Source organism: Skermanella sp. TT6, assembly GCF_016653635.2.
GTDB lineage: Bacteria > Pseudomonadota > Alphaproteobacteria > Azospirillales > Azospirillaceae > Skermanella > Skermanella cutis.
The window spans coordinates 5,334,921-5,355,834 of sequence record NZ_CP067420.1 but is presented as its reverse complement, the minus strand read 5'-3'; the positions used below and the strand labels follow the sequence as shown (position 1 = coordinate 5,355,834).

The window sequence follows — 20,914 nt, the reverse complement described above, 5'->3', positions numbered from 1 at the left end:
TCCAAGGTCCTCGGGCGCCGTCATGCCGGCCGGATAGGGCCTGCGAGCAGGCGGTCTACGGAAAGGTTCGACAGGATGTCGCCGAGCGCCCGGTTCTGCGCCTCGTCCAGCTCCCGGCCGCCGCCATAGCTCAGGTTGGCCAGCCCGGCCTGGAGGAAGGCGACGCCCCAGTCGATGAAATAGCGCTGTTCCAGCAGCAGCGGCTCGTCGCCCAGCGCGGGGAGCGCGCCGGTCACGGGCGGCGGCGGCTCGAACACCCTGTGGTTGGGCGTGGGGGAGCCTTCCGGGACTCCCGGCCGCTGCGCGGATGGCACGTCGTGGAACCCCATCTCGGCGACGAAGACGTTGAAGGCGTTGGACGCTATGGTGACCAGCCGGTCGGCGATCTCGTCCCAGCGCATGGCGGCGAGCGCGGTCTCGCTGCGGATCGCCGTCGCCACCTTGTCGATCATCCCGACGCGGTCGGCCGCGATCACAAGCTGGTCCACCAGATCGCCCACCACCTGCGCCTCCAGCCCGAAATGCTGGAGCAGCTGTTCCTCCTGCGGCAGGTGGCGCAGCCGGCCGACCCAGTGCCGGTGGAGCTCGCGGGCGAACAGGGCGGGCCGGTCGTCCCGCGCGGTCCTGGCCGGGGCCGCGGCGGCCACCGGGCTGCCGAAGATGTCCAGGTCGTCGGGCGGCGCTTCCTCCGCCTCCTCGATCTTCATCACGGCGACGTTGAGGGCGATCTCGCGCAGGTCGCGCTCGCCGACCATCAGGTGGGACAGGAACCGCGGGAAGGTGCGGAACCGCTTGCGCTGGAAGGCGGCGACCAGGGCCTTGCGCAGGGCTTTCAGCGCCTCCTCCTTCTCGCGCCGGGCCTCCTCGTCCACGCCGTGATAGAAGCGCTTCAGGGAGTTCTGGAGCTGGAGGACGCTCTCGCGCAGGCGCTGCTCGACCTGGGCCGCCTTCAGCGCCGGGTCGGACACCCCGGTCAGGCGGTCCACGATATGGGTGACGCCGCCGTCGTTCAGCTTCAGGATCGCCTCCCAGGCCGCCCTCGGGTCGCGGACATGGCGCTGCACCTGGGTGGAGGCGAAGAAGCTCTCCTCCAGCTTCCGGCGGTGCGCCTCGTTGCGGCGGGACAGGGCCTCCTCGACCAGCGGCCGTTCCGGCTCGTGCGAGCCGGGCTTCGCCCGGTACTCGACCAGCCATTCCTGGTCGAAGTTGGGGTTGCGCAGCAGCAGCGTGTTGTCGAACGGCCTGCCGTCGAAGTTGTCGACCCAGCCGTCGTACTTGTACGGCTCCAGCAGGGAGGTATGCAGCCGGATCTGCCATTTCTGGTCTATGTCCTCGCCCGCCTTGGCCTGGAACTCCAGGTCGATCATGGTCAGGACGAGGAACAGGGACGTGGTCACGCGGGCGCGCTGCTCCGGCGTGGCGCCGTGGGTCAGCTCGATCCAGTGCCGGACCAGGAATCCCAGGTCCTTGACCTCGTTCGGCTTGTTGCCCATGCACAGCAGCAGGGCCGTCAGTTCGCGCTCTTCCGAATAGCGCTGGAACAGGTAGGCGATCTTGCCGCGCAGCAGCAGCTCCAGCACCAGCCCCTCGCGGCTCTGCTCGTCCGCGCCCGTGGTGGCGCCCGGCTCGGGCAACTCCGCCAGCTTGTAGCGGGACCGCGCGCCCGGGAAGTCGAGCAGGTCGGTATGGGCGTTCATCGGCCAGGGCTGCTCGTCGATGGTTATCCTCAGCTCGGCCACCAGGGTCGTCACCACGGCACGCGGCAGTTCAACCGGATCGCCCAGCCGGCCGTCCGCCAGGCTGCGCAGGCGCAGCAGGTCCCGGGCGTCGGACGGCTGGCCAAGCCGCTTCAACGCCGCCACGTCGATGATGCTGGTGTTGCGGGGCTGGAGGGAGGCGAGCTGGGTGACGGCGTCGGCCGCGTGGCCCAGCCTGTCGAGCGCGGCCACCAGCGTCCGGAAGAGCGCGGTCAGGTCGTCGATGCCGCCCCACAGCACGCTGAACAGCTTGGCCCGGCCGTCGATGTCCAGGAACGGTGCCAGCTCGACCAGCCGCTCCCAGTAGCCGAGCGGCTGGAGCTCCTGCCAGCGGTTGCTGAAATTCTTGCCGAAATACTCGCCGATGTCGAACAGCGTGATCTCGTCCAGGTGGCGGGCGGTCGGCTGGGCCTTCCTCAGGCCCTCGCAGGCGGCCAGGAGCTTGCGCACCGCCTCGCCGCGCGGGCGCTCGATCTTCAGGTTGTTCTGGTCGAAGTCGCTCTGGAAGGCGTTGGACAGGATCTTGACGATGTCGGTCTCGGTCAGCAGCCGGACATCGACCGGGAAATCCGGGTCCGCCGGGCCTTCGGGCGGATGCACGGTGAAGCGGGTGACCAGCCCGGTCGATTCCTTGCCGCCGGACGGGTTGATCTCGGTGATGAAGTCCAGCCGGTCCGCCCCGAGGCGGGCGAGCAGGCCGGCCTTGCCGGGCGGGCGCGCCAGGACGGAGACCAGGTAGGACTTGCCCTGCTGGCTGGCGCCGTAGACGCCGACGCACATGCGGCGCTCGGCCGCGCGCGACAGCTTGCGCGCCACGCTCTCGACCCGGCGGGCCTCGGTGACCAGGCTGTCGGCCTCGTTGGCGACCGAGACGGAGGCGCCCCGCGCCTCGGACACCCAGGACCTGGTCCGGCGGGCGGTGGCGGCGATGCGGTCCGCGGCGGATTTCAGACGGATCTGCTGGTCGTTCATGTCTTCGCTCCCCGATCTCAGACGTCGATCAGGATGCCGGTATCAAGCCAGTATCCGTCGCGGTTGCGCAGCGTCTGGAGCCGCATGCGGAGCGGCTGCTGCCGGCCGCTCAGCACGCTGCCCTCGGAATCCTCGACCTCGCCGATGGCGAGGCGGTCGTTGACCACCTTCTCCTGCGGCTCGTTCGGCCGCCCGCGCGGGCGCCGCGTGCTCTCCAGCTTGAGCTGCACGCGCAGCGGCGTCCGGCGCATCGCCCGGGTCCGCGCCTCCTCGTCGGCGAAATCGATCATGTAGAGCAGGCTTGCCGGCCACCACTGGTTGGGGAACTGGCGTACGCCCAGCAGCAGCGGCCCGCGGAACTCGAACTTCGCTTCCGGCAGGTCCTCGATCGTCTCGAAATCCAGGTCCGAGAGATAGACGTCCTGGGCCTGGAGCCGGTTGTTGGAATTGCCGGCCTCGACCTTGCCGACGAACCGGGCGACCGACCGGGCGTAGAGGTCGTCGCTCCGGAAATTGAAGTTGTGCAGATGGCCCTCGGCCAGCAGGCAGATCATGCCGCCGACGGCGGCGGTCGTCTTGGGGTCGGAGATCCGGGCCTCCCGGTTGCGGAACGGGTACCACTGGCCGACCCGGAACTCGTGCATGGCGATCACGCGGTGGGCCGGGAGCGCGCCGGTTTCCAGGATCGAGTCCTTGATCGCGGGAAACCGCGACGGCCGGCCCGACAGCAACATCACGTCCGCCCGGTAATGCCAGACCACCTCCGCCAGGGCGCGGACCATGTCGCCGGTCAGGCTTCGGACGATCCGGTCCACGTCGACCAGGTCGACCGGGATCGGCACCTCCATCAGGCGGAAGTCGGCGGCCCCCGCCTCGGCGACGGTGCGTTCCAGGGATTGGACCAGTCCGGGCGGCGGCGGGGCGTCGGGCCGGAAGAAGGCGCCGATCTTCCTGATCTCCACCGGCGGCGGATCGATCGGGTCGTATCCCTCGTACTCGCCCAGCAGGGCCACCGCGACCGGGGCGGCGATCTGCATGGCGAACTGCTGGCGGCGAAGCTGCTCCTCCGCCGACATGTCGCCGCGGTTGCCGCCGAACAGCTCCTGGGTCAGCGCCTCCGCCCGTTCGCGCCCGATCGACTGCTCGACGGTGCGGGAGAGCGCGGTCACCACGACCTCGCGCGCCAGGAGCTGGACGATGTCGTCGCCGGCCAGCGAAAAGCTCTCGCGGAACAGCTGCCGGGGAAAGATCGTGACGTTGCTGCCCTGGCCGTCCGCCCGCAGCGCGGTGATCACCAGGTCGGTGGTGCCGCCGCCGATATCCAGCGTGGCGACCCGCAGGCTGCTCCCGTCGTCCCCCTGGCCGGACCCGCCGCCCCGGACCGCCCGGATGAAGGCGCGGGCATCGCCGGAGAAGGCCAGGGCGATCTGGCTGTAGAGATAGACCACCTGGGTGGCGCTCGCCTCGTCCCACTTCAGGATGATCTCGGGCGGCGGGCCTTCGATCCAGTGCAGCTTGCCCGGCTCGTCGCCGAACTGCCGCTCGGCCCGGCCCAGGCACAGGTAGAGCAGGTCGCGCGCGGCTTCCGCCCTGGCGCGGAGCAGTTCGCGCTCCGCCAGCGACAGGGCGGTCGGCATGGTCAGGATCAGCCGGCGCAGGCGGCGCGGCAGGTCGGCGTTGCGCCGGCGCAGCCGCTGGGCCGGCGCGTTGATCATGACCAGCGCCTGGAGCAGGATCTCGGCCAGGGCGAAGCTGACCAGGTTGGACCGGGAATAGCGGGCAAGCAGGGTCGGCAGGTCGTCCTCCCCCGGAGCGACCTGATGCAGCGGCTTGCCCGAGTCGTTGACCAGGCCGGCGAACACGCCCTGGGCCGCGAAGCCCTCCATCTCGTCGTCCAGCGTCTGGCCGTTGAAGCGCCAGGACTGCTGGCTGGGCTCCTCGTCCCACAGGTATCGCTTGGGGCTCGACATGCCGGTGCGCCCCTCGCTGCCCCGGCGCGAGCCGGCCATGCGGACCGCCTCCGGCCCGACGCGGACGATGGTGGACCAGGAGAAGGCGTCGGCCCGGCCGCTGCGGTGGGAATGGTGGTTCAGGCCGAACCGGGCGATCGCGAACTCGAACCGGCTGTCGAACGGGTCGGCATAGACCTGCTCCGGCTGGGACAGGTCGCGCAGCTCCAGCCGGAAGGCGCGGTTGATGTCGGCGCCGCGGCTGTCCGGCTCAGCCTCGACCAGCAGGCCGCAGGTGCGGGAATTGCCCAGGTCGAGCACCATGTCCACGTCGACGAAGACCTGCTTGGCCGCGGTCACCGTGTCGCTGAACAGCAGCTTGGGCAGGAAGTCCAGCTGGTACAGCAGGTCGACGAAGGCCATGTAGCGGGCGAGCGGCTCGTTCGGCCCGCTCATCCGGTCCACCAGCTCCTCCTGCGACAGGGTGACCTCCCGCCGGTTGGCGCGGCGGCTCTCCTCCTGCTCGACCATGGTCTTGAACAGCTCGTTCAGCCACCCCTTGAGCCAGGGCTGGCACAGCAGGAAATTATAGAAGTCGGTCCTGCCCGGGAGCGAGAAGCGGCGGCCGTTCCGGGCGTCGTCGGGCGACGGGGCGAGATAGCCGCCGTCGTCATATTCCTCCATCAGGCCGGTATCCAATGCCACCACCAGGCGGTATTCGTTGCCCGCCCTGTCCCGCTCCGGCAGCTGCACCAGGTAGGCCCTGGACCAGTTGACCGGGCCGTGGTGGAAGGAGCGGCCGGGCTCCTCCCGGAAGAGCGGGATCGGCAGCCAGGTGCGCCCGGCGAACTGGAGAAGCCGCTTGACGTCGATCGCGTAGTCCTCGCGCCCCGGCGTGATGTCGTCGGCTCCGCGGCGCAGCAGGATCGGCAGTTCCTGCGCGCCGGTCCGGGTGTCGGGATGGGGATCGTAGAAGCCCCAGTCGGTCGGCGCCTTCGGGTTCTTCCTGCCGTCGCCGTCGATCAGGCTGAAACCGAAATCCAGGAATTGAACGCCGCTGTTCGGGATGAGGCTGACGACATCCGGGTAGTGCGGGAGTTCTGGCAACGGCATTCTGTACTCCGCCTGGGGTCGACCGGTAGGCCATCGCGGGGCCGGATTATGCAAGGTTTAACAAGGTACTGGAAGCATTATAATAGGCAGCGGCCGCGACATCTGGTAAAGCCGGGCAGTGTCCGGCGGATATTCTGGTTAACCAAGTATTAACGTCCGGGCGCCGCCGGCAGCCGGGGCGTGGAAACATGTGGACAGCGCAGCAGGAGACCGTTTGATGACCGCCGACCGCATCCGCTCCGCCCTCGTCACGCTCTATCTGGTGGCGTTCTTCGGCTATCTGTTCCTGCCGCTGATCATCATGACCGCCGCGACTTTCAACACCAGCCGGTTCCCGACCGTGGCGCCGTGGCTGGGTTTCACGCTGGACTGGTTCAAGGTTCTGTGGAACGACGGGGCCATGTGGACAGCCCTGTGGACAAGTTTCGTGATAGCTTTGGGAGTGATCGCCCTGGCGGTGCCGATCGGGCTGGCCGCGGCCCTGCTGCTGTACCGGCTGAGGAGCCGGGCGCGCACGGTGCTCTACGCCGTCATGGTCTCGCCGCTGCTGACGCCCGGCGTGATCATCGGGATCTCGACCCTGGTGTTCTGGGACCGCTGGCTCGACGTCAAGGGCGGCATCTTCCTGACCGTGATCGCCCAGTCCAGCTTCATCGCGGCCTATGCGATGCTGCTGTTCATGGCCCGGCTCCAGCGGTTCGACCTGACGCTGGAGGAGGCGGCGCTCGACCTGGGCGCAAGCCATCTCCAGGTATTCCGGCGAATCACCCTGCCGTACCTGATGCCGGCGATCCTGTCGGCCGCCTTCATCGCCTTCCTGCAGAGCTTCGAGAACTACAACACGACCATCTTCGTGCGCGGCCTGGACACCACGCTGACCGTCTATATCGCGTCCAAGGTCCGCACCGGCCTGACGCCGGCGGTCAACGCGCTGTCGGTCATCATGATCGGGCTGACCATCCTGGGGGCCTTCGCCTACGAACTGGCCCGCCGCCGCGAGGCCGCCCGCCAGGAGGCGGCCGCGCGGCGCGCCGTCCAGGCCGACGCGGCCCTGGCAGCGGCCTGACGCTTCGGATCACCGGAAACGGGAAAGGCGTTCGGTCAGAAGGTCGAAGAACCCGTCGGCATCGATCTGGTCGATGACCAGGGCGTTGGCCGGCCGGGCGGTCACGCCCCACCAGTCGACCACGGTCATGCCCATGGTGCGCTCCGACTCGGTCTCGATCTCCACCGCGACGCGGCGTCCCTTGAACAGGTCGGGGCGCAGCAGCCAGGCGATCACGCAGGGATCGTGCAGGGGGGCGCCGTCGGTCCCGTACTTGCCCTCGTCGAAGCGTTCGAAGAAGCCCAGCAGGTCGGCCACCGCCGTCCCGACCGGCGTGCCCAGCGACTTGAAGCGATCCACCCGCTGGCGGGTCGTCAGGGCCTTGTGCGTCACGTCCAGGGGCATCATGGTGATCGGCACGCCCGATTCGAAGACGTTGTGCGCGGCGTGGGGATCGACATGGATGTTGAACTCGGCCGCCGGGGTGATGTTGCCGGTTTCCCGCCAGCCGCCGCCCATCAACACGACGTCGCGGATCTTGTTGACGATCGCCGGCTCCCTGACCAGGGCCATGCCCAGGTTGGTCAGCGGACCCAGCATGCACAGCGTGATCGAAGCGTCGTGCGCCGCCATCAGCGTCTCGACCAGGAAATCGACGCCGTGTCCCGGCCGCAGGGCCATGGTCGGCTCGGGCAGGTCGGGGCCGTCCAGGCCGGTCCTGCCGTGGACATGCTCGGCCGTGACGCCCCGGCGCACCATGGGACGCGCGCAGCCGGCATAGACGGGGATGTCGGGCCTGCCCGCCAGTTCGCAGATCTTCCGGACGTTCTTTTCCGTCAGCGGCAGCGGCACGTTGCCGGCGACCGCGGTGATCCCCAGGATCGAGAGCTCCTCGGGCGCGGCCAAGGCGAGCAGGATGGCGACCGCGTCATCCTGTCCCGGATCGGTGTCGATGATGATCGGCCGAGGCGTTTTCGGGGAGGGCGTCATGGAGGGCTTCTTCACTGTCACGGTTGGGGACAGTTAGCCGCACCCGGGGCGCCCGCACAAGCCGCGAAGCGGGAGGCGGGGGTCGCCTCCCGGTCCCGAGGGCAGGTCAGTTCGACGAGACCCGCTGGGACGACATCCGGCGCAGCATCTCCACATGGCGCTCGATGACCGGCTCGTAGCGCCGGGCGAACTGCCTCAGCTCGACGTCCTGTCCGTTCTCGGCCTGGTTCTCGAACAGGGTCTCCGAGAGCTGGTGGTCGATGAGCTGCTGCTGGATGTACTGGCGGTCGAATTCCTGTCCCGACAGCTGCTCCAGCATGTCGGCCACGTCGGCGCGGCCGGGATCGGGCGAGCTGGGCGGCGTGACGCCCTTGGCGGACGCGACCCGGATCAGGTCCTCGTTCATCTGGGTGTGCTCGGTCACCATCGTCCGGCCGAACTCGCGGACCTGCGGGCTGGAGGCCTGCTGCTGCGCCAGCTCGCCGAGCTGGACCTCGGCAAGGCTGCCGTAGGCGGCCTGCGAGATGAAGGTGCGGTCGGCGGCGCTGAGAGACGACGTCTCGCCGCCGAGATTGGACAGGCCGAACGGGGTGGAGCAGCCGGATACGACGAAGGCTGCCAGGGCCAGGGCGCCGAAACGCATATGGGACATGACGCGGTCCTCCAGTTTATTGCTTATGGAATGGGATCGGGATGACGATGCCCGGCGTCGGAGCGCTGCCGCGATGGAGCCGCGGCGATCCGACGGGTGACTTGGCCGATGAACCGGTTGGTTGGGAACCGGTTGGTTGGCAGGATTGCAAACCTGCCGTCCCGGGATTGATCGCGCGATCTCGATCAGGCTATAGCCTTCGGGCAGGGTTCCGCGAGCCGCCGGATCACCGCGCGGGAGCGTCGGAGCCGACCGGAGCCTCGATCTCGAGCCCATCGTTGGGGTCCGCTTCAGGTGCTGCGCTGCACGCGGCCAGCAACCATAGGACGCCGAAGCCGCACAGCAGCTTGTGGAGATGCATCGGGGCCTCGCTTGGATTGGGAAAGTCAAGAGGAGGGACGCTCCCGGTGCGTCCCCCCGAAAGGCAGGCCCGAAGGGTCAGGCGACCTTGTGCAGCTGTTCCGCCCGCTGGGGATCCAGGTTGAGCCGGGCCGCGAGATATTGCAGGTAGGACCGTTCGGCCGCGGTGTCCGGCTCGATCGCCAGGGCAGAGGCCAGATAGACCTGCTCGGCCGTCTCGGGATCACGGACTTCGCGGACCAGGGCGTCCGTGGACATCGGCGATGCCAGCTCGCGTTCCACGACCGTCTTCTCGTCGGGGCCGGCGCCGGCCTCGTCGAGCTTGGCGAGGATGCGCTGGCGCTCGTCGGCGGTGATCTCGCCGTCCGCGTTGGCGGCCGCGATCATCGCGCGGATCAGCAGGAGCGCGCGCTGGTCCTCCATGGCGACGTCGGGATAGGCGCTGGGGTCGTCCGCCGGCTGAGGTGTGTCCTGCCGCTGCTGGCCGAACATTCCGGCCAGCCGGTCGCCCAGGCCGCCGCCCGAGCCCGCCTGGCTTGCCTGGCCGCCGCGCTGCCCGCCGCCGAAGATGCCGCCGATCATGTCGCCGAGCCCGCCTGAGGAGCCGCCTGCCGGCGATGCCCCGCCGCCCTGGCCGCCCGTGTTGGCCTGCCGTTCCTGGAAGGCCTTGTAGGCCAGGTATCCCAGCGCGCCCAGGCCGGCCGCATGCTTGAGATCCATGCCGCCGCCCATCCCGGCCGAGCGCATGCCGCCGGCACCCATGCCGCCTCCCAGCGCTCCGCCCAGGCCGCCGAGCCCGCCGCCCATTCCGCTTCCGCCCATGCCGAACGGCGATGCGGAGAAGGCCGGACCGCGACGGCTTCGGCCGGCCATGCCGGTGGCGAGCATCGTGCCCAGAATACCCGTAAGATCAGCCATGACTTCCTCCTGGATGGTTATCTCACATCAGCAACAGCGACGGCCGGTAAGCATTCCTGTATTTCCGGGGCATGATGAAGAAACGAAGTCGACACGCGCCGTACCGAAGTCGAGCCGGATGGCTTGCCCGGTGTTTCGAATGCCGGATCCTGCCGGGATGCCGCCCCGCGATCAGGAAAGCCGGTCACCGATATGGATCGATGCCGCCGGATTTCTTCGCGGCAGAAGTTCCCGCCATCGATTTCACGGCGATGTCACGGGATGTCTAGGAATCCGGCCGGGCGGGAAGCCCCGCATCCCGCCGCGATCCCCGGCGGCGGCTGGTGGACGATCCTGAAGCGGGTCTGGAACACCTCGAACGATCAGGCCCTTTGGGTCGCCGCCGCGGGCGTGGCCTTCTTCGGTTTCTACACCCTGATCCCGACGCTTGCCCTGCTGGTCCTGAGCTATGGCATGCTCGGCGGTGGCGGCACCGTGCAGTCCTGGATCCAGGAACTGGAAGCCGTCCTGCCGGACGAGGCGATGAAGGCGATCTTCGGCAGTCTGGTGGCGACCGCCCGCGGATCGGGCGACCAGTTCGGCTGGGGGCTGGCGGGCACCGTCCTGATGCTGCTGTGGAGCGCCCTGTTCGGCATGCGGGCGCTGATGGCCGCGCTCAACAATGCCTACGGGGAAGTGGAGACGCGGGGCTTCTTCGTCCTCAACGGACTGGCCCTGCTGCTGGGGCTCGGCGCCTCGGTGCTGGTGGTGGCGTCGATCGGCATCCTGACCGCCGGACCCACCCTGGTCGGCGCGCTGGCAGAGCAGTCGTCCCGGGATCCGTCCCTGGGCCCGTTCTGGACGATGGCGGCGTCGGTCGGCCGGTGGCCGCTGGTCGGCGCGATCATCGTCGTCGCGCTGTCGGTCTGCTATCGGGTGGCGCCCTGCCGGTCCTCCCCGAAATGGCGATGGGTCGGCTGGGGCGCCGTCGTGGCCTCCGCCCTGTGGATGCTGATCTCCCTGGTGTTCTCGTTCTATGTCCGCGAGGTCGCCCATTACGAAATGGCGTTCGGGCTGGCCGGCGCGGTACTGACGGTGATGATCTGGCTCTACATGCTGGCCTACGCGGTGCTGTTCGGCGCCGCCCTCAACGCCGAGACCGAGCGCTGGACGACGCTCGACACCGCCGCGGTCCCGGATTCGAAGGCGCCTTGAACCCGGGCTTCCGTCAGCCGTGCGGAACCTGCGCCCGCTCCAGGGCCGCCTGCCAGCGCTCCTTCGGCTGCTCGCCCTCGGTCTCGACGAACAGCTCGAGCCCTCTGGGTACCGTGGTCGGGGTGGAGCCCTGCTGGATGAGTTCGGCGACCTTGACGCTTTCCAGAAGAGTCCGCGTGTCGAACGGCTTGTTCAGGTATCCGACCGCCGCGTCCCGGTTGCGCCGGGCGACGACCTCCTGGGCGCTTACGAAGATCGACATCACGCCCCAACGTTCGAGGAGTTCCCGGGCCACGTCGACGCCGCTCCCCGCAGCTTCCAGATTGATGTCCACCAGCGCCAGTTCCGGCATGGTCCGCTCCGCGAGCTTGATGCACTCGTCCAGCGTCGCCACCGGTCCCAAGACCTCGTGTCCGGCCTCCTGCAGCGTCATTCCGATGCAAAGGGCGATGATCGCTTCGTCCTCGACGATGAGAATCCGCATTTTCAAGGCTCCCCAATTCCCCGGCTCCCGGTTGAGCTGATTGTTATTCTGTTGCGCCGGTCACTACCTCAACAACCGAACCCGTCAAAAGTCGCGGGCCAAACTAATTATCGTCAACTTCCGACTGTGGCCCGATCTGCGGGGTTGAGCCGCCGGAAAGACTGGAGTATTTGATCGCCCGATCGCCCTTACCGAGCCATCGCACCGTGAGTACCGGCAAAATCCTTCCGCCGCCGCATCCTTCCCCGCCCGTCGAGCCATCCGGCTCCGGAAGCGGGGTTCGGGGAGATCGCCAGGGGATCGCCTTCTTCGATTTCGACGGAACGCTGGTCCGCGGAGACAGCCTGCTGCCGTTCCTGTCGCAGATCGTGGGGTCCCGCCGGGCGCGGCTGTCGCTGGCCCGGGCGGTACACGGGGCGATCCAGCTCCACGCCATGAGGCGCCAGCTCGGGGACGATATCCGGACCTCCACCAAGGCCATCCTGCTGCGCCAGACGCTGGCCGGAGTGCCGGTCGCCGAAGCCGAGGCCGCCGCCGAACGGCTGGCCGGCTGGACGCGCTGGAACCGGCCCATCCTGGACGCCCTGAAGGCCCACCAGGATGCCGGCCGCCGCATCGTGGTCGCGACGGGAGCGCTCGCCCTCTACATGCCGGTCCTGCTGCGCGGGCTGGGCGTCGACGACCTGCTGGCGACCGGGCTGGAGGAGGAGGGCGGCGTCCTGACCGGGCACATGAAGGGCGGCAACTGCGTGCGCGCCATGAAGGCCCAGCGCGTTTCCGCCTATCTCCACCACCACGGTCCGTTCGGCGAGACCTGGGGTTACGGCAACCGGCCCAGCGACGTCCCGATGCTGGCGCTGCTGAACAACAAGGTCATCGTCTGATACGTCTTCCGGCGTCACAGCAGGAAGGTGCTGGCGAGCCCCAGGAACACGAAGAAGCCCAGGACGTCGGTGGTCGTCGTCAGGAACGGGCCGGCGGCCACGGCGGGGTCGATCCGGAATCGCTCGAGCGTCAGCGGGATCAGGGTTCCGGCGAGGCCGGCCCACACCATGTTGAACATCATGGCGCTGGCCAGCACCAGCCCGAGGCTCGGATCGCCGAACCACAGGGTCGCGATGGTCCCCATGATGGTCGCGAAGACGACGCCGTTGAGCACCCCGACGACGACCTCCTTGCCGACCACCCGCCAGGTGCCGCCGGCGGCGAGGTCCCGCGCGGCCAGCGCCCGGACCATCACCGTGATGACCTGCATGCCGGCGTTGCCGCCCATGGCGGCGACGATCGGCATCAGCACGGCCAGCGCCACGATCTTCTCGATCGCGCCTTCGAAGCGGGAGATCACGATGGAGGCCAGGATCGTGTTGACCAGGGTGATCAGCAGCCAGCTCTGACGCCGACGGGCGGTGCGCAGGGGCGAGGCGTAGATGTCCCGCTCGCCGGTGCGCGCCAGGCCGAGCAGGTCCTCCTCGGCCTCCTGGTCGATCACGTCGACGATGTCGTCCACGGTGATCGCGCCGACCACGCGCCCGGCGGCGTCGACCACCGGCACGCTGACCAGGTCGTTGCGGCGGAAGATGTCGGCCACCTGCTCCTGGTCCATGGTGGTCGGGACGCTCAGGCCCCGGTCCTCCATGATGTCGGCGACCTTCGTCCCGCGGGGATTGCGAAGCACGCGGCTGGTCGGCACCGTTCCGACCGGGCGGTGGGCCGGATCGACCACGAACAGGTCGTAGAAATCGTCGGGAAGTCCCTGGCTGAGGCGCAGGAAGTCGATCACCTCGCCGACCGTCCAGAAACCCGGCACGGCGACGACGTCGCGCTGCATCAGGCGGCCGGCGCTGGATTCGGGATAGGCCAGCCCCTGCTCCAGGATGGCGCGGAAGGCGGCGGGCATCGCCTGCATCACGGCGATCCGGCGGTCCTCGTCCAAGGTCTCGATCAGGTAGAGCGCGTCGTCGCTCTCCAGGTGGGCGATGGCGGCCGCCAGGTCGGCGGTGTCGAACTGCTCCACCACCTCCAGCCGCACGCTGTCGTCCAGTTCGGTCAGCACGGTCGGGTCGAAGCTGTCGCGGATCGCACCGACCACCCGGGCGCGCTCGCGCGGGTCGAGAGACTCCAGCAGGTCGGCCAGATCGGCGGGACCCAGCGGCTCGGCCAGAGCCCGCACCCGATCGATGCGGTCCGCGCCCAGGCAGGTGCGGACTTCCCCGACGAACCCGGCGGTCAGTCCGGTCAGCCGGGTGTCGGGATGACCGTCCTCGTTATCGGCGCCGACGGGATCGGCTCGGTTCTCGTCCTGCCGCATCGTCATAGCCCCGCTACCACGCCGGTCAGCTCGGCCATGCCGTCGATCCGCCGGTAGCCTTCGGCCGGAGGCTCGACATGTTCGTGCGCCCAGGTGATGTGATAGGGGACGTGGACCGCCCGGCCGCCGATCTCCAGCACCGGCAGGACGTCGGACCGGACGGAGTTGCCGACCATCAGGAACCGATCGGGCGCGATGCCGTGGCGCGCCAGGATCCGGCGATAGGTCTCCGGGTCCTTCTCCGACACGATCTCGATCCGGTCGAACAGCTCCGCCAGGCCGGAGCGGGCGATCTTGCTTTCCTGGTCGAACAGGTCGCCCTTGGTGACCAGGACCAGCCGGTGGCTGTGGCTGAGATACTCGACGGTCTCGGCCACGCCGTCCAGCAGATCGACCGGATGGGCGAGCATCGACTTGCCGGCCTCGATCAGGGTCTGGATGTCGCGGGCTTCCACGCGGCCGTCCGTCACCTCGATCGCGGTCTCGATCATCGACAGGACGAAGCCCTTGATCCCGTAGCCGAACAGTCCGAGATTGCGGCGTTCGGTCTCCAGCAATCGTCGGTCGATCTCGTCGGCATCGATCCCGCCCAGGATGGCGCGGAACCTCTCCTGGGTCATGGAGAATATCGACTCGTTGTGCCACAGCGTATCGTCGCCGTCGAAGCCGATCGTCCAGTTTGCGCTCATGTGTTCACTATTCCGCTCTCCAGGATGCCGTCGATCACGAACTGGCAGGCGAGCGCCGCCAGCAGGATGCCCAGGATCCGGTTGACCACGTTGACTCCCGTCACGCCCATCAGCTTGGTCACCTTCCCGGCCGCCAGCAGGACGGCCAGGTTTGCCAGCAGCACCAGCGCCAGGACTCCCAGCACCACCGCCTGGCCCAGGGGATCGCCGTCGGTCCTGCCCATCAGCAGCAGCAGGGAGGTCAGTGCCCCGGGGCCCGCGATCAAGGGGATCGCCAGCGGAAACACCGAGATGTCCTCCTTGTGCGTCGCCTCCTCCTGTTCCGGCTCGGTCGTGCTGCGCAGGCCGCTCGGCCGGGCGAAGGCCATGTCGATGGCGAGCAGCAGCAGCAGGATGCCGCCGGCGATCCTGAAGGCGGGAAAGCCGATGCCCAGGGCGCGGAGCAGGAAGTTCCCGGCGAAGGCGAAGACGAACAGGATGCCGGCCGCGATCAGGACGCCCTTGACCGCCATGCGGCGGCGGTGGGCGTCGTCGGACCCCCGGGTCAGGGCCGCGAACACGGGGCCGGTGCCGATCGGGTCGATCGTCACCAGCAGCGCCACGGCCGAGGTCAGTGCCAGGTCGAGCATGGCGGATGCGGTGTCCCGGTTCGAGGATTGGGCATGATGGACGATCTCGCCGTTGGAAGAGGCCGCGGGAACCGATGGCGCTACAACGCGCGGAGCCGTGGAATGGGTGCCGCGGAAACCGTCGAAAGCCCGGGGGAAGATCCCTCGGCGGGCATGCGCCGGATTGACAGGGGATGCCGCACCGCACTATCCCTGGAGACAATGGCTCCGGCGGCGATAGCCCTGACGGTACCGGCCCGGCTGACGGCGGGCAAGTGCGCCGATCAGGTCCCGGACCGGATCAATGGGCGTAACAACGATAAAGAGACAAGGATAAAGGGATGAAGAAGGTCTACGCCGACGCCAAGAGTGCCCTGGAAGGGCTGCTCTTCGACGACATGACGATCATGGCCGGCGGCTTCGGCCTGTGCGGCATCCCGGAGGTGCTGATCGAGGCGATCCGCGATTCCGGGGTCAAGGGCCTGACCGTGATCTCCAACAACGCGGGTATCGACAATGTCGGCCTGGGCGTCCTGCTGGAGACCCGCCAGATCGCCAAGATGATCTCGTCCTATGTCGGCGAGAACAAGACCTTCGCCAAGCAGTACCTGGCCGGCGAACTGGAGATCGAGTTCAACCCGCAGGGCACCCTGGCCGAGCGCATCCGCGCCGGCGGCGCCGGCATCCCGGCCTTCTTCACCAAGACCGGCGTCGGCACCTCGGTCGCGGACGGCAAGGAGGTCCGCGAGTTCGACGGCGAGACCTACGTGATGGAGCGCGGCCTGTTCGCCGACCTGGCGGTGGTCCATGCCTGGAAGGGCGACACAGAGGGCAACCTCGTCTACCGCAAGACCGCGCGCAACTTCAACCCGATGATGGCGACGGCGGCCAAGGTCACCGTGGCCGAGGTCGAGCACCTGGTGCAGCCCGGCGAGATCGATCCCGACCACATCATCACGCCCGGCATCTTCGTCAAGCGCATCATCCACGTGGCCGACGCCGGCAAGCGCATCGAGCAGCGCACCGTGCGCAAGCGCGCCTGACCAACAGGGGAGGAGATAAGAACATGGCTTGGACCCGCGAAGAGATGGCGGCGCGCGCCGCGAAGGAACTGCGCGACGGCTTCTACGTCAATTTGGGCATCGGCATCCCGACCCTGGTGGCGAACTACATCCCCGAAGGGATCGAGGTGACGCTGCAGAGCGAGAACGGCATGCTGGGCATGGGCCCGTTCCCCTACGAGGGGGAGGAGGACCCCGACCTGATCAATGCCGGCAAGCAGACGATCACGGAACTGTCGAAGACCAGCTATTTCAGCAGCGCCGACAGCTTCGGCATGATCCGCGGCGGCCACATCGACCTGTCGATCCTGGGCGCCATGCAGGTGGCGGCCAACGGCGACCTGGCGAACTGGATGATCCCGGGCAAGATGGTCAAGGGCATGGGCGGCGCCATGGACCTGGTCGCCGGCGTCAAGAAGGTCGTCGTGGTGATGGAGCACGCCTCCAAGGACGGCGAGCCGAAGATCCTGAACAAGTGCACCCTGCCGCTGACCGGGGCCGCCGTGGTCGACATGATCATCACCGACATGGGAGTCTTCCAGATCGATGAGAACGGTGGCGGCCTGACCCTGATCGAGGTCGCCCCCGGCGTCACCGTGGACGACATCAAGTCCAAGACCGAGGCCGAGTTCAAGGTCGCGGTCTGACCGGAGGACCGTCGCGCGGCCGATTTGACGCAGCCGCGCGGCGGACGCTTCGATAGGGAAACGCCGGTCGGGCATGCGAATACTTCCGCATGATTCCCCAACCGGATGTTCCCGTCGATGACCTCCCGCCTGATCCAGCGCCACGATCATTTCTTCAAACGCCTGCTCGATCAGCCCGGCGCGGCAGGCGCCCTGATCCGCGAGCGCCTTCCGGAGGAAGTCGCCCGCCAGCTTTCCCCGGAGGATCCCGTGCTGGAGCACGGCTCCTTCGTCGATCGGGAACTTCAGGAATACCGCACCGACCGGCTTTACCGGACCCGCACCCTCACGGGCGGGGCCGCCTTCATCTATGCCCTGCTGGAGCACAAGGCCTGGCCGGAGCCGCGGATCGGCCTTCAGCTGCTCGGCTACGAGGTCAAGATCTGGCAGTGGTGGGTCCAGCGGGAGGGCAGGGATGCCGACGGCAGGCTGAAGCCGCTGCCGCCCATCCTGCCGCTCGTGGTCTATCACGGCGAGGCTGAGTGGCGGATACCCCTGGATTTCGCCGCCGGGATGGAACTGGGCGACGAGATGCTGCGGCCGTACCTCCTGGATTTCCGCTACTCGCTGGCCGATCTCGGCCGCATCGACGACGCCAGCCTGTCGCGCGAAAAGGTGCTTCGGGTCGGTTTGCTGATCCTGAAGCATGGCAGCCGCCGCGGCGACCTTTACGAGCTGCTGGTAAAGCTCGGCCGGGCGGCGCTGGCCATCGGCTTTGATGACTTGGTGGCATTGGTACGCTACCTTATCGCCGAGCCGAACGAGATCAACGCGGCGATCCTACGGGACGCGCTGACGGAGATCGTTCCAGGTCAGGAGGCCAGGATCATGTCGATCGCAGCGGAACAGTGGAAGGCGGAAGGCAAGGCCGAGGGCAAGGCCGACCTGTTGTTGCGCTTGCTGCGGCGGCGCTTCGGTGACGTGCCCGAATCGACGCTGGAACGGGTGCTCGGCGCCCCTGACGGCGATCTGGACGAATGGGCCGAGAACATCCTCGACGCCCCCAGCCTGGACGCGGTGTTCACGGGGCGCAGGTCGAACTGATGCCGGCGACCGCCGCGCTCAGTGCGCGTCGGCCCAGCTGTGTCCCGTACCGGCCTCGGCGACCAGCGGCACGCCCAGGCTCGCAGCGCCTTCCATGACGCGGCGTACGGTGTCGGAGGTCTCGGACGCCTCGCCTTCCGGGACCTCGAACACCAGCTCGTCATGGACCTGCAGCAGCATGCGGCCCGTCAGGCCGGCCTTCTCCAGCGCCGGGGGAATGCGGACCATGGCGCGCTTGATGATGTCGGCCGCGGTCCCCTGGATCGGCGCGTTGATCGCCTGACGCTCGGCGAACTGGCGGCGCGCCGGGTTGCGCTCGGTGATCCCCTGGATGTGGCAGCGGCGGCCGAACAGGGTCGTGACGTAGCCGGTCTTGCGGCAGAACTCCTTCGTCTGCTCCATGTAGGCGGCCAGTTCGGAGAAGCGCTCCAGGTACTTCTTGATGAAGGCGTTGGCCTCCCCCGCCGGGATGCCGAGCTGGCGGCCCAGGCCGAAGCCGCTGATGCCGTAGATGATGCCGAAATTGATCGCCTTGGCCTTGCGCCGGATCTCCCCGGTCATCTGGTCCAGCGGCACGCCGAACACCTGGGACGCGGTCATGGCGTGGATGTCGATGTTCTCGCGGAAGGCGTGCTTCAGCGCCTCGATCCCGGCCATCTCGGCGACCAGCCGCAGCTCGATCTGGGAATAGTCGACCGACAGCAGCACATGGCCCGGCTTGGCGATGAAGGCGCGGCGGATCTTGCGGCCCTCCTCGGTGCGGATCGGGATGTTCTGAAGGTTGGGATCGTTGGACGACAGCCGGCCGGTGTTGGTGATCGCCAGCGAGAACGAGGTGTGGACCCGGCCGGTCTTGGCGTCGATCTGCTGCTGCAGGCTGTCGGTATAGGTGCTCTTGAGCTTGGAGAACTGGCGCCAGTCCAGCACCTTCTGCACGATGTCGTGGCCCTGCTCGGCCAGCGGCTCCAGCGTGGCGCTGTCGGTCGAATAGGCGCCGGTCTTGCCCTTCTTGCCGCCCTGCAATCCCATCTCGCCGAACAGCACGTCGCCCAGCTGCTTGGGCGAGCCGACATTGAACGGATGGCCGGCCAGCCGGTGGATCTCGGTCTCCAGCTCGGCCAGCCTGGACGCCAGGTCGCCCGACAGCTCCTTCAGCACGTCCCGGTCCACCAGGATGCCGCAGGCCTCCATGTCGGCGATGACGGGGACCAGCGGCCGCTCGATCGTCTCGTAGAGCGTGGTCAGCCGCTCCGGCACCAGCCGGGGCTTCAGCGCGTGATGCAGGCGGAGCGTCACATCGGCGTCCTCCGCCGCGTACTCGGTCGCCTTGTCCAACGGCACCCGGTCGAAGGTGACCCGCGACTTGCCGGTGCCGGTCACCTGGTCGTAGGTGATCGGTGTATAGTCGCAATGGAGCTTGGACAGCTCGTCCATGCCATGGCCGTGCAGCCCCGTCTCCAGCACGTAGCTGATCAGCATGGTGTCGTCGATCGGGGAGAGCCGGATGCCGTGGCTGCCGAACACCTGGATATCGAATTTCAGGTTATGCCCGACCTTCAGCACGGCCGGGTCTTCCAGAAGCGGCTTCAGCTTCGCCACCACCTCGGCGACCGGCAGTTGCGGCGGCGCGTCGGACGGGCTGAGGTCGAGCGATCCTTCCGCCGGAGCGCCCCCCGGGCCGACATGGCCGACCGGGATATAGCAGGCCGCTCCCTGTTCCGCCGCCATCGAGACGCCGACGAGCCGGGTGCTGCACGCGCTCAGCGAATCGGTCTCGGTATCGACCGCGACCGTTCCGGCGGCATAGGCGGCCGCGATCCAGCGGTCCAGCGCCTCGGCGGTCTGGACCAGCTCGTAGATGCCCTTGCCGCCGAATTGCGCCCGGGGCTTCACCTCCGGCGCGGAGGCCGAAGCGGCCGATCCATCCGCCGGGGCCGCCGTGCCCGCCGGGGCGGAGGCGCCGTCCACCAGCTTGCCGTCGGCGCGGATCTCGTTCTCGACCCGGGTGATGATCGACCGGAAGCCCTGCTGCCGCAGGAAGCCCAGCAGCTTCCCGTGGTCGGGCTCGCGCACCTTGAGATCGTCGAGCGGCACCGGCACCGGCGCCTGATCGTCCAGCCGGACCAGCCGCTTGGAGATCCGCGCCAGCTCCGCATTGTCGATCAGGGCCTGGCGGCGCTTGGGCTGCTTGATCTCGCCGGCCCGCTCCAGAAGCTGTTCCAGGTCGCCGTACTCGCCGATCAGCTGGGCCGCGGTCTTGACGCCGATGCCGGGAACGCCCGGCACGTTGTCCACCGGGTCGCCGGCCAGCGCCTGCACGTCCACCACCTTGTCCGGCGTCACGCCGAACTTCTCGAAGACCTCTTCCGGCCCGATCGGCTTGTTCTTCATCGGGTCCAGCATGGCGACGCCGTCGCCGACCAGCTGCATCAGGTCCTTGTCGGACGAGACGATCGTGACCTGCCGTCCCTGCTCGCGGGCGAGGCGCGCGTAAGTCGCGATCAGGTCGTCGGCCTCGTACCCCTCCAGCTCGATCGACGGCACGCAGAAGGCCTCGACCGCCTCGCGGATGATGCCGAACTGGGGCTTCAGCTCCTCCGGCGGCTCGGGCCGGTGGGCCTTGTAGTCGGCGTAGAACTCGTTCCGGAAGTTCAGCCGCTTGCTGTCGAAGACCACCGCCACCGCCTCGGCATGATGGTCCGCCAGCAGCTTCATCAGCATGTTGGTGAAGCCCATCACCGCGTTGACCGGAGTGCCGTCGGCGCGGGTCAGCGGCGGAATGGCGTGGTAGGCGCGGAAGATGAATCCGGAGCCATCCACCAGGTAGAGGCCATCGGCGGTCTTGGCGGCGGTTTCCGTCGGGACGGAATCGGTCTGGGCGGTGTCGGTCATGCCCATGGAAATAGCATGGCCGGTGCCCCAGGTCGATACGGGCAGGTTGATCCGGGGCGGGCGATTTGCGGGTTGCCGCAGGGGGCGAAAACCGCTAGACATTCCACAGGAGATAATGTCCGCGTAGCTCAGCAGGATAGAGCACAGGATTCCTAGTTCAATTGGGCGTCGCGAGGGGAAACCGCGCGGCGG

General features: G+C 68.2%; 17 protein-coding genes. 6 read left to right on the top strand and 11 right to left on the bottom strand.

Annotated features, from left to right (window positions below):
* Positions 1 to 20: 20 nt before the first annotated feature.
* The gene (locus tag IGS68_RS24965; protein WP_201075176.1) at positions 21 to 2,729 is read right to left on the bottom strand and encodes a virulence factor SrfC family protein; all 2,709 of its coding nucleotides are present in this window, start codon (positions 2,727 to 2,729) and stop codon (positions 21 to 23) included.
* A gap of 17 nt (positions 2,730 to 2,746) precedes the next feature.
* Entirely contained in the window at positions 2,747 to 5,791 is a 3,045-nt protein-coding gene (locus tag IGS68_RS24960) for a virulence factor SrfB (protein WP_201075175.1), read from the bottom strand.
* Between the two features lie 217 nt (positions 5,792 to 6,008).
* On the opposite strand from IGS68_RS24960, the gene IGS68_RS24955 reads away from it, so the two are divergent.
* Positions 6,009 to 6,857: an ABC transporter permease gene (locus IGS68_RS24955; RefSeq protein WP_201075174.1), complete on the top strand. Its 849-nt coding sequence runs from the start codon at positions 6,009 to 6,011 to the stop codon at positions 6,855 to 6,857.
* 9 nt (positions 6,858 to 6,866) lie between these two features.
* On the opposite strand, the gene IGS68_RS24950 is transcribed toward IGS68_RS24955, so the two are convergent.
* The 4 genes from IGS68_RS24950 to IGS68_RS24940 form a co-directional block, all read right to left on the bottom strand.
* The gene (locus IGS68_RS24950) at positions 6,867 to 7,826 is read right to left on the bottom strand and encodes a nucleoside hydrolase (RefSeq protein ID WP_201075173.1); all 960 of its coding nucleotides are present in this window, start codon (positions 7,824 to 7,826) and stop codon (positions 6,867 to 6,869) included.
* A 106-nt stretch (positions 7,827 to 7,932) separates the two neighbouring features.
* Positions 7,933 to 8,478: a DUF4142 domain-containing protein gene (locus IGS68_RS24945; protein WP_201075172.1), complete on the bottom strand. Its 546-nt coding sequence runs from the start codon at positions 8,476 to 8,478 to the stop codon at positions 7,933 to 7,935.
* Between the two features lie 226 nt (positions 8,479 to 8,704).
* Positions 8,705 to 8,839 carry a hypothetical protein gene (locus IGS68_RS36050; RefSeq protein WP_256445734.1) on the bottom strand — a complete coding sequence of 45 codons (135 nt, stop codon included), beginning with the start codon at positions 8,837 to 8,839 and terminating at the stop codon, positions 8,705 to 8,707.
* A gap of 77 nt (positions 8,840 to 8,916) precedes the next feature.
* A complete protein-coding gene (locus IGS68_RS24940; RefSeq protein WP_201075171.1) occupies positions 8,917 to 9,756 on the bottom strand; it encodes a tellurite resistance TerB family protein in 840 nt (279 codons plus the stop codon).
* Between the two features lie 261 nt (positions 9,757 to 10,017).
* On the opposite strand from IGS68_RS24940, the gene IGS68_RS24935 reads away from it, so the two are divergent.
* Positions 10,018 to 10,950: a YihY/virulence factor BrkB family protein gene (locus IGS68_RS24935; RefSeq protein ID WP_201075169.1), complete on the top strand. Its 933-nt coding sequence runs from the start codon at positions 10,018 to 10,020 to the stop codon at positions 10,948 to 10,950.
* Positions 10,951 to 10,963: 13 nt separating this feature from the next.
* Here the strand turns inward: IGS68_RS24935 and IGS68_RS24930 are convergent, their stop codons facing one another.
* The gene (locus tag IGS68_RS24930) at positions 10,964 to 11,434 is read right to left on the bottom strand and encodes a response regulator (protein ID WP_201075167.1); all 471 of its coding nucleotides are present in this window, start codon (positions 11,432 to 11,434) and stop codon (positions 10,964 to 10,966) included.
* Positions 11,435 to 11,640: 206 nt separating this feature from the next.
* Between IGS68_RS24930 and IGS68_RS24925 the strand changes: the two genes are divergently transcribed.
* Positions 11,641 to 12,318, top strand: a complete 678-nt coding sequence (locus IGS68_RS24925; RefSeq protein WP_247881068.1) for an HAD-IB family hydrolase — start codon at positions 11,641 to 11,643, stop codon at positions 12,316 to 12,318.
* Positions 12,319 to 12,332: 14 nt separating this feature from the next.
* On the opposite strand, the gene mgtE is transcribed toward IGS68_RS24925, so the two are convergent.
* From mgtE to IGS68_RS24910, 3 genes are read right to left on the bottom strand one after another with little or no spacing between them, the layout of a single operon-like run.
* Positions 12,333 to 13,748: a magnesium transporter gene (gene mgtE, locus IGS68_RS24920; protein ID WP_201075166.1), complete on the bottom strand. Its 1,416-nt coding sequence runs from the start codon at positions 13,746 to 13,748 to the stop codon at positions 12,333 to 12,335.
* Positions 13,745 to 14,431 (bottom strand): HAD family hydrolase, encoded by a 687-nt coding sequence (locus tag IGS68_RS24915; RefSeq protein WP_201075164.1) that lies wholly within the window; start codon positions 14,429 to 14,431, stop codon positions 13,745 to 13,747. The genes mgtE and IGS68_RS24915 overlap by 4 nt, the downstream gene beginning before the upstream one ends.
* Entirely contained in the window at positions 14,428 to 15,060 is a 633-nt protein-coding gene (locus IGS68_RS24910; protein ID WP_201075163.1) for a MarC family protein, read from the bottom strand. The genes IGS68_RS24915 and IGS68_RS24910 overlap by 4 nt, the downstream gene beginning before the upstream one ends.
* A gap of 320 nt (positions 15,061 to 15,380) precedes the next feature.
* Between IGS68_RS24910 and IGS68_RS24905 the strand changes: the two genes are divergently transcribed.
* The 3 genes from IGS68_RS24905 to IGS68_RS24895 all read left to right on the top strand — a co-directional run bounded on the left by IGS68_RS24905 (position 15,381) and on the right by IGS68_RS24895 (position 17,830).
* Positions 15,381 to 16,082 (top strand): CoA transferase subunit A, encoded by a 702-nt coding sequence (locus tag IGS68_RS24905; protein WP_201075162.1) that lies wholly within the window; start codon positions 15,381 to 15,383, stop codon positions 16,080 to 16,082.
* A gap of 23 nt (positions 16,083 to 16,105) precedes the next feature.
* On the top strand, positions 16,106 to 16,747 hold the full coding sequence (locus tag IGS68_RS24900; RefSeq protein WP_201075161.1) for a CoA transferase subunit B: 642 nt from the start codon (positions 16,106 to 16,108) through the stop codon (positions 16,745 to 16,747).
* 117 nt (positions 16,748 to 16,864) lie between these two features.
* The gene (locus tag IGS68_RS24895) at positions 16,865 to 17,830 is read left to right on the top strand and encodes an Rpn family recombination-promoting nuclease/putative transposase (RefSeq protein WP_201075160.1); all 966 of its coding nucleotides are present in this window, start codon (positions 16,865 to 16,867) and stop codon (positions 17,828 to 17,830) included.
* An 18-nt stretch (positions 17,831 to 17,848) separates the two neighbouring features.
* On the opposite strand, the gene polA is transcribed toward IGS68_RS24895, so the two are convergent.
* On the bottom strand, positions 17,849 to 20,722 hold the full coding sequence (gene polA, locus IGS68_RS24890) for a DNA polymerase I (RefSeq protein WP_201081662.1): 2,874 nt from the start codon (positions 20,720 to 20,722) through the stop codon (positions 17,849 to 17,851).
* Positions 20,723 to 20,914: the final 192 nt, after the last annotated feature.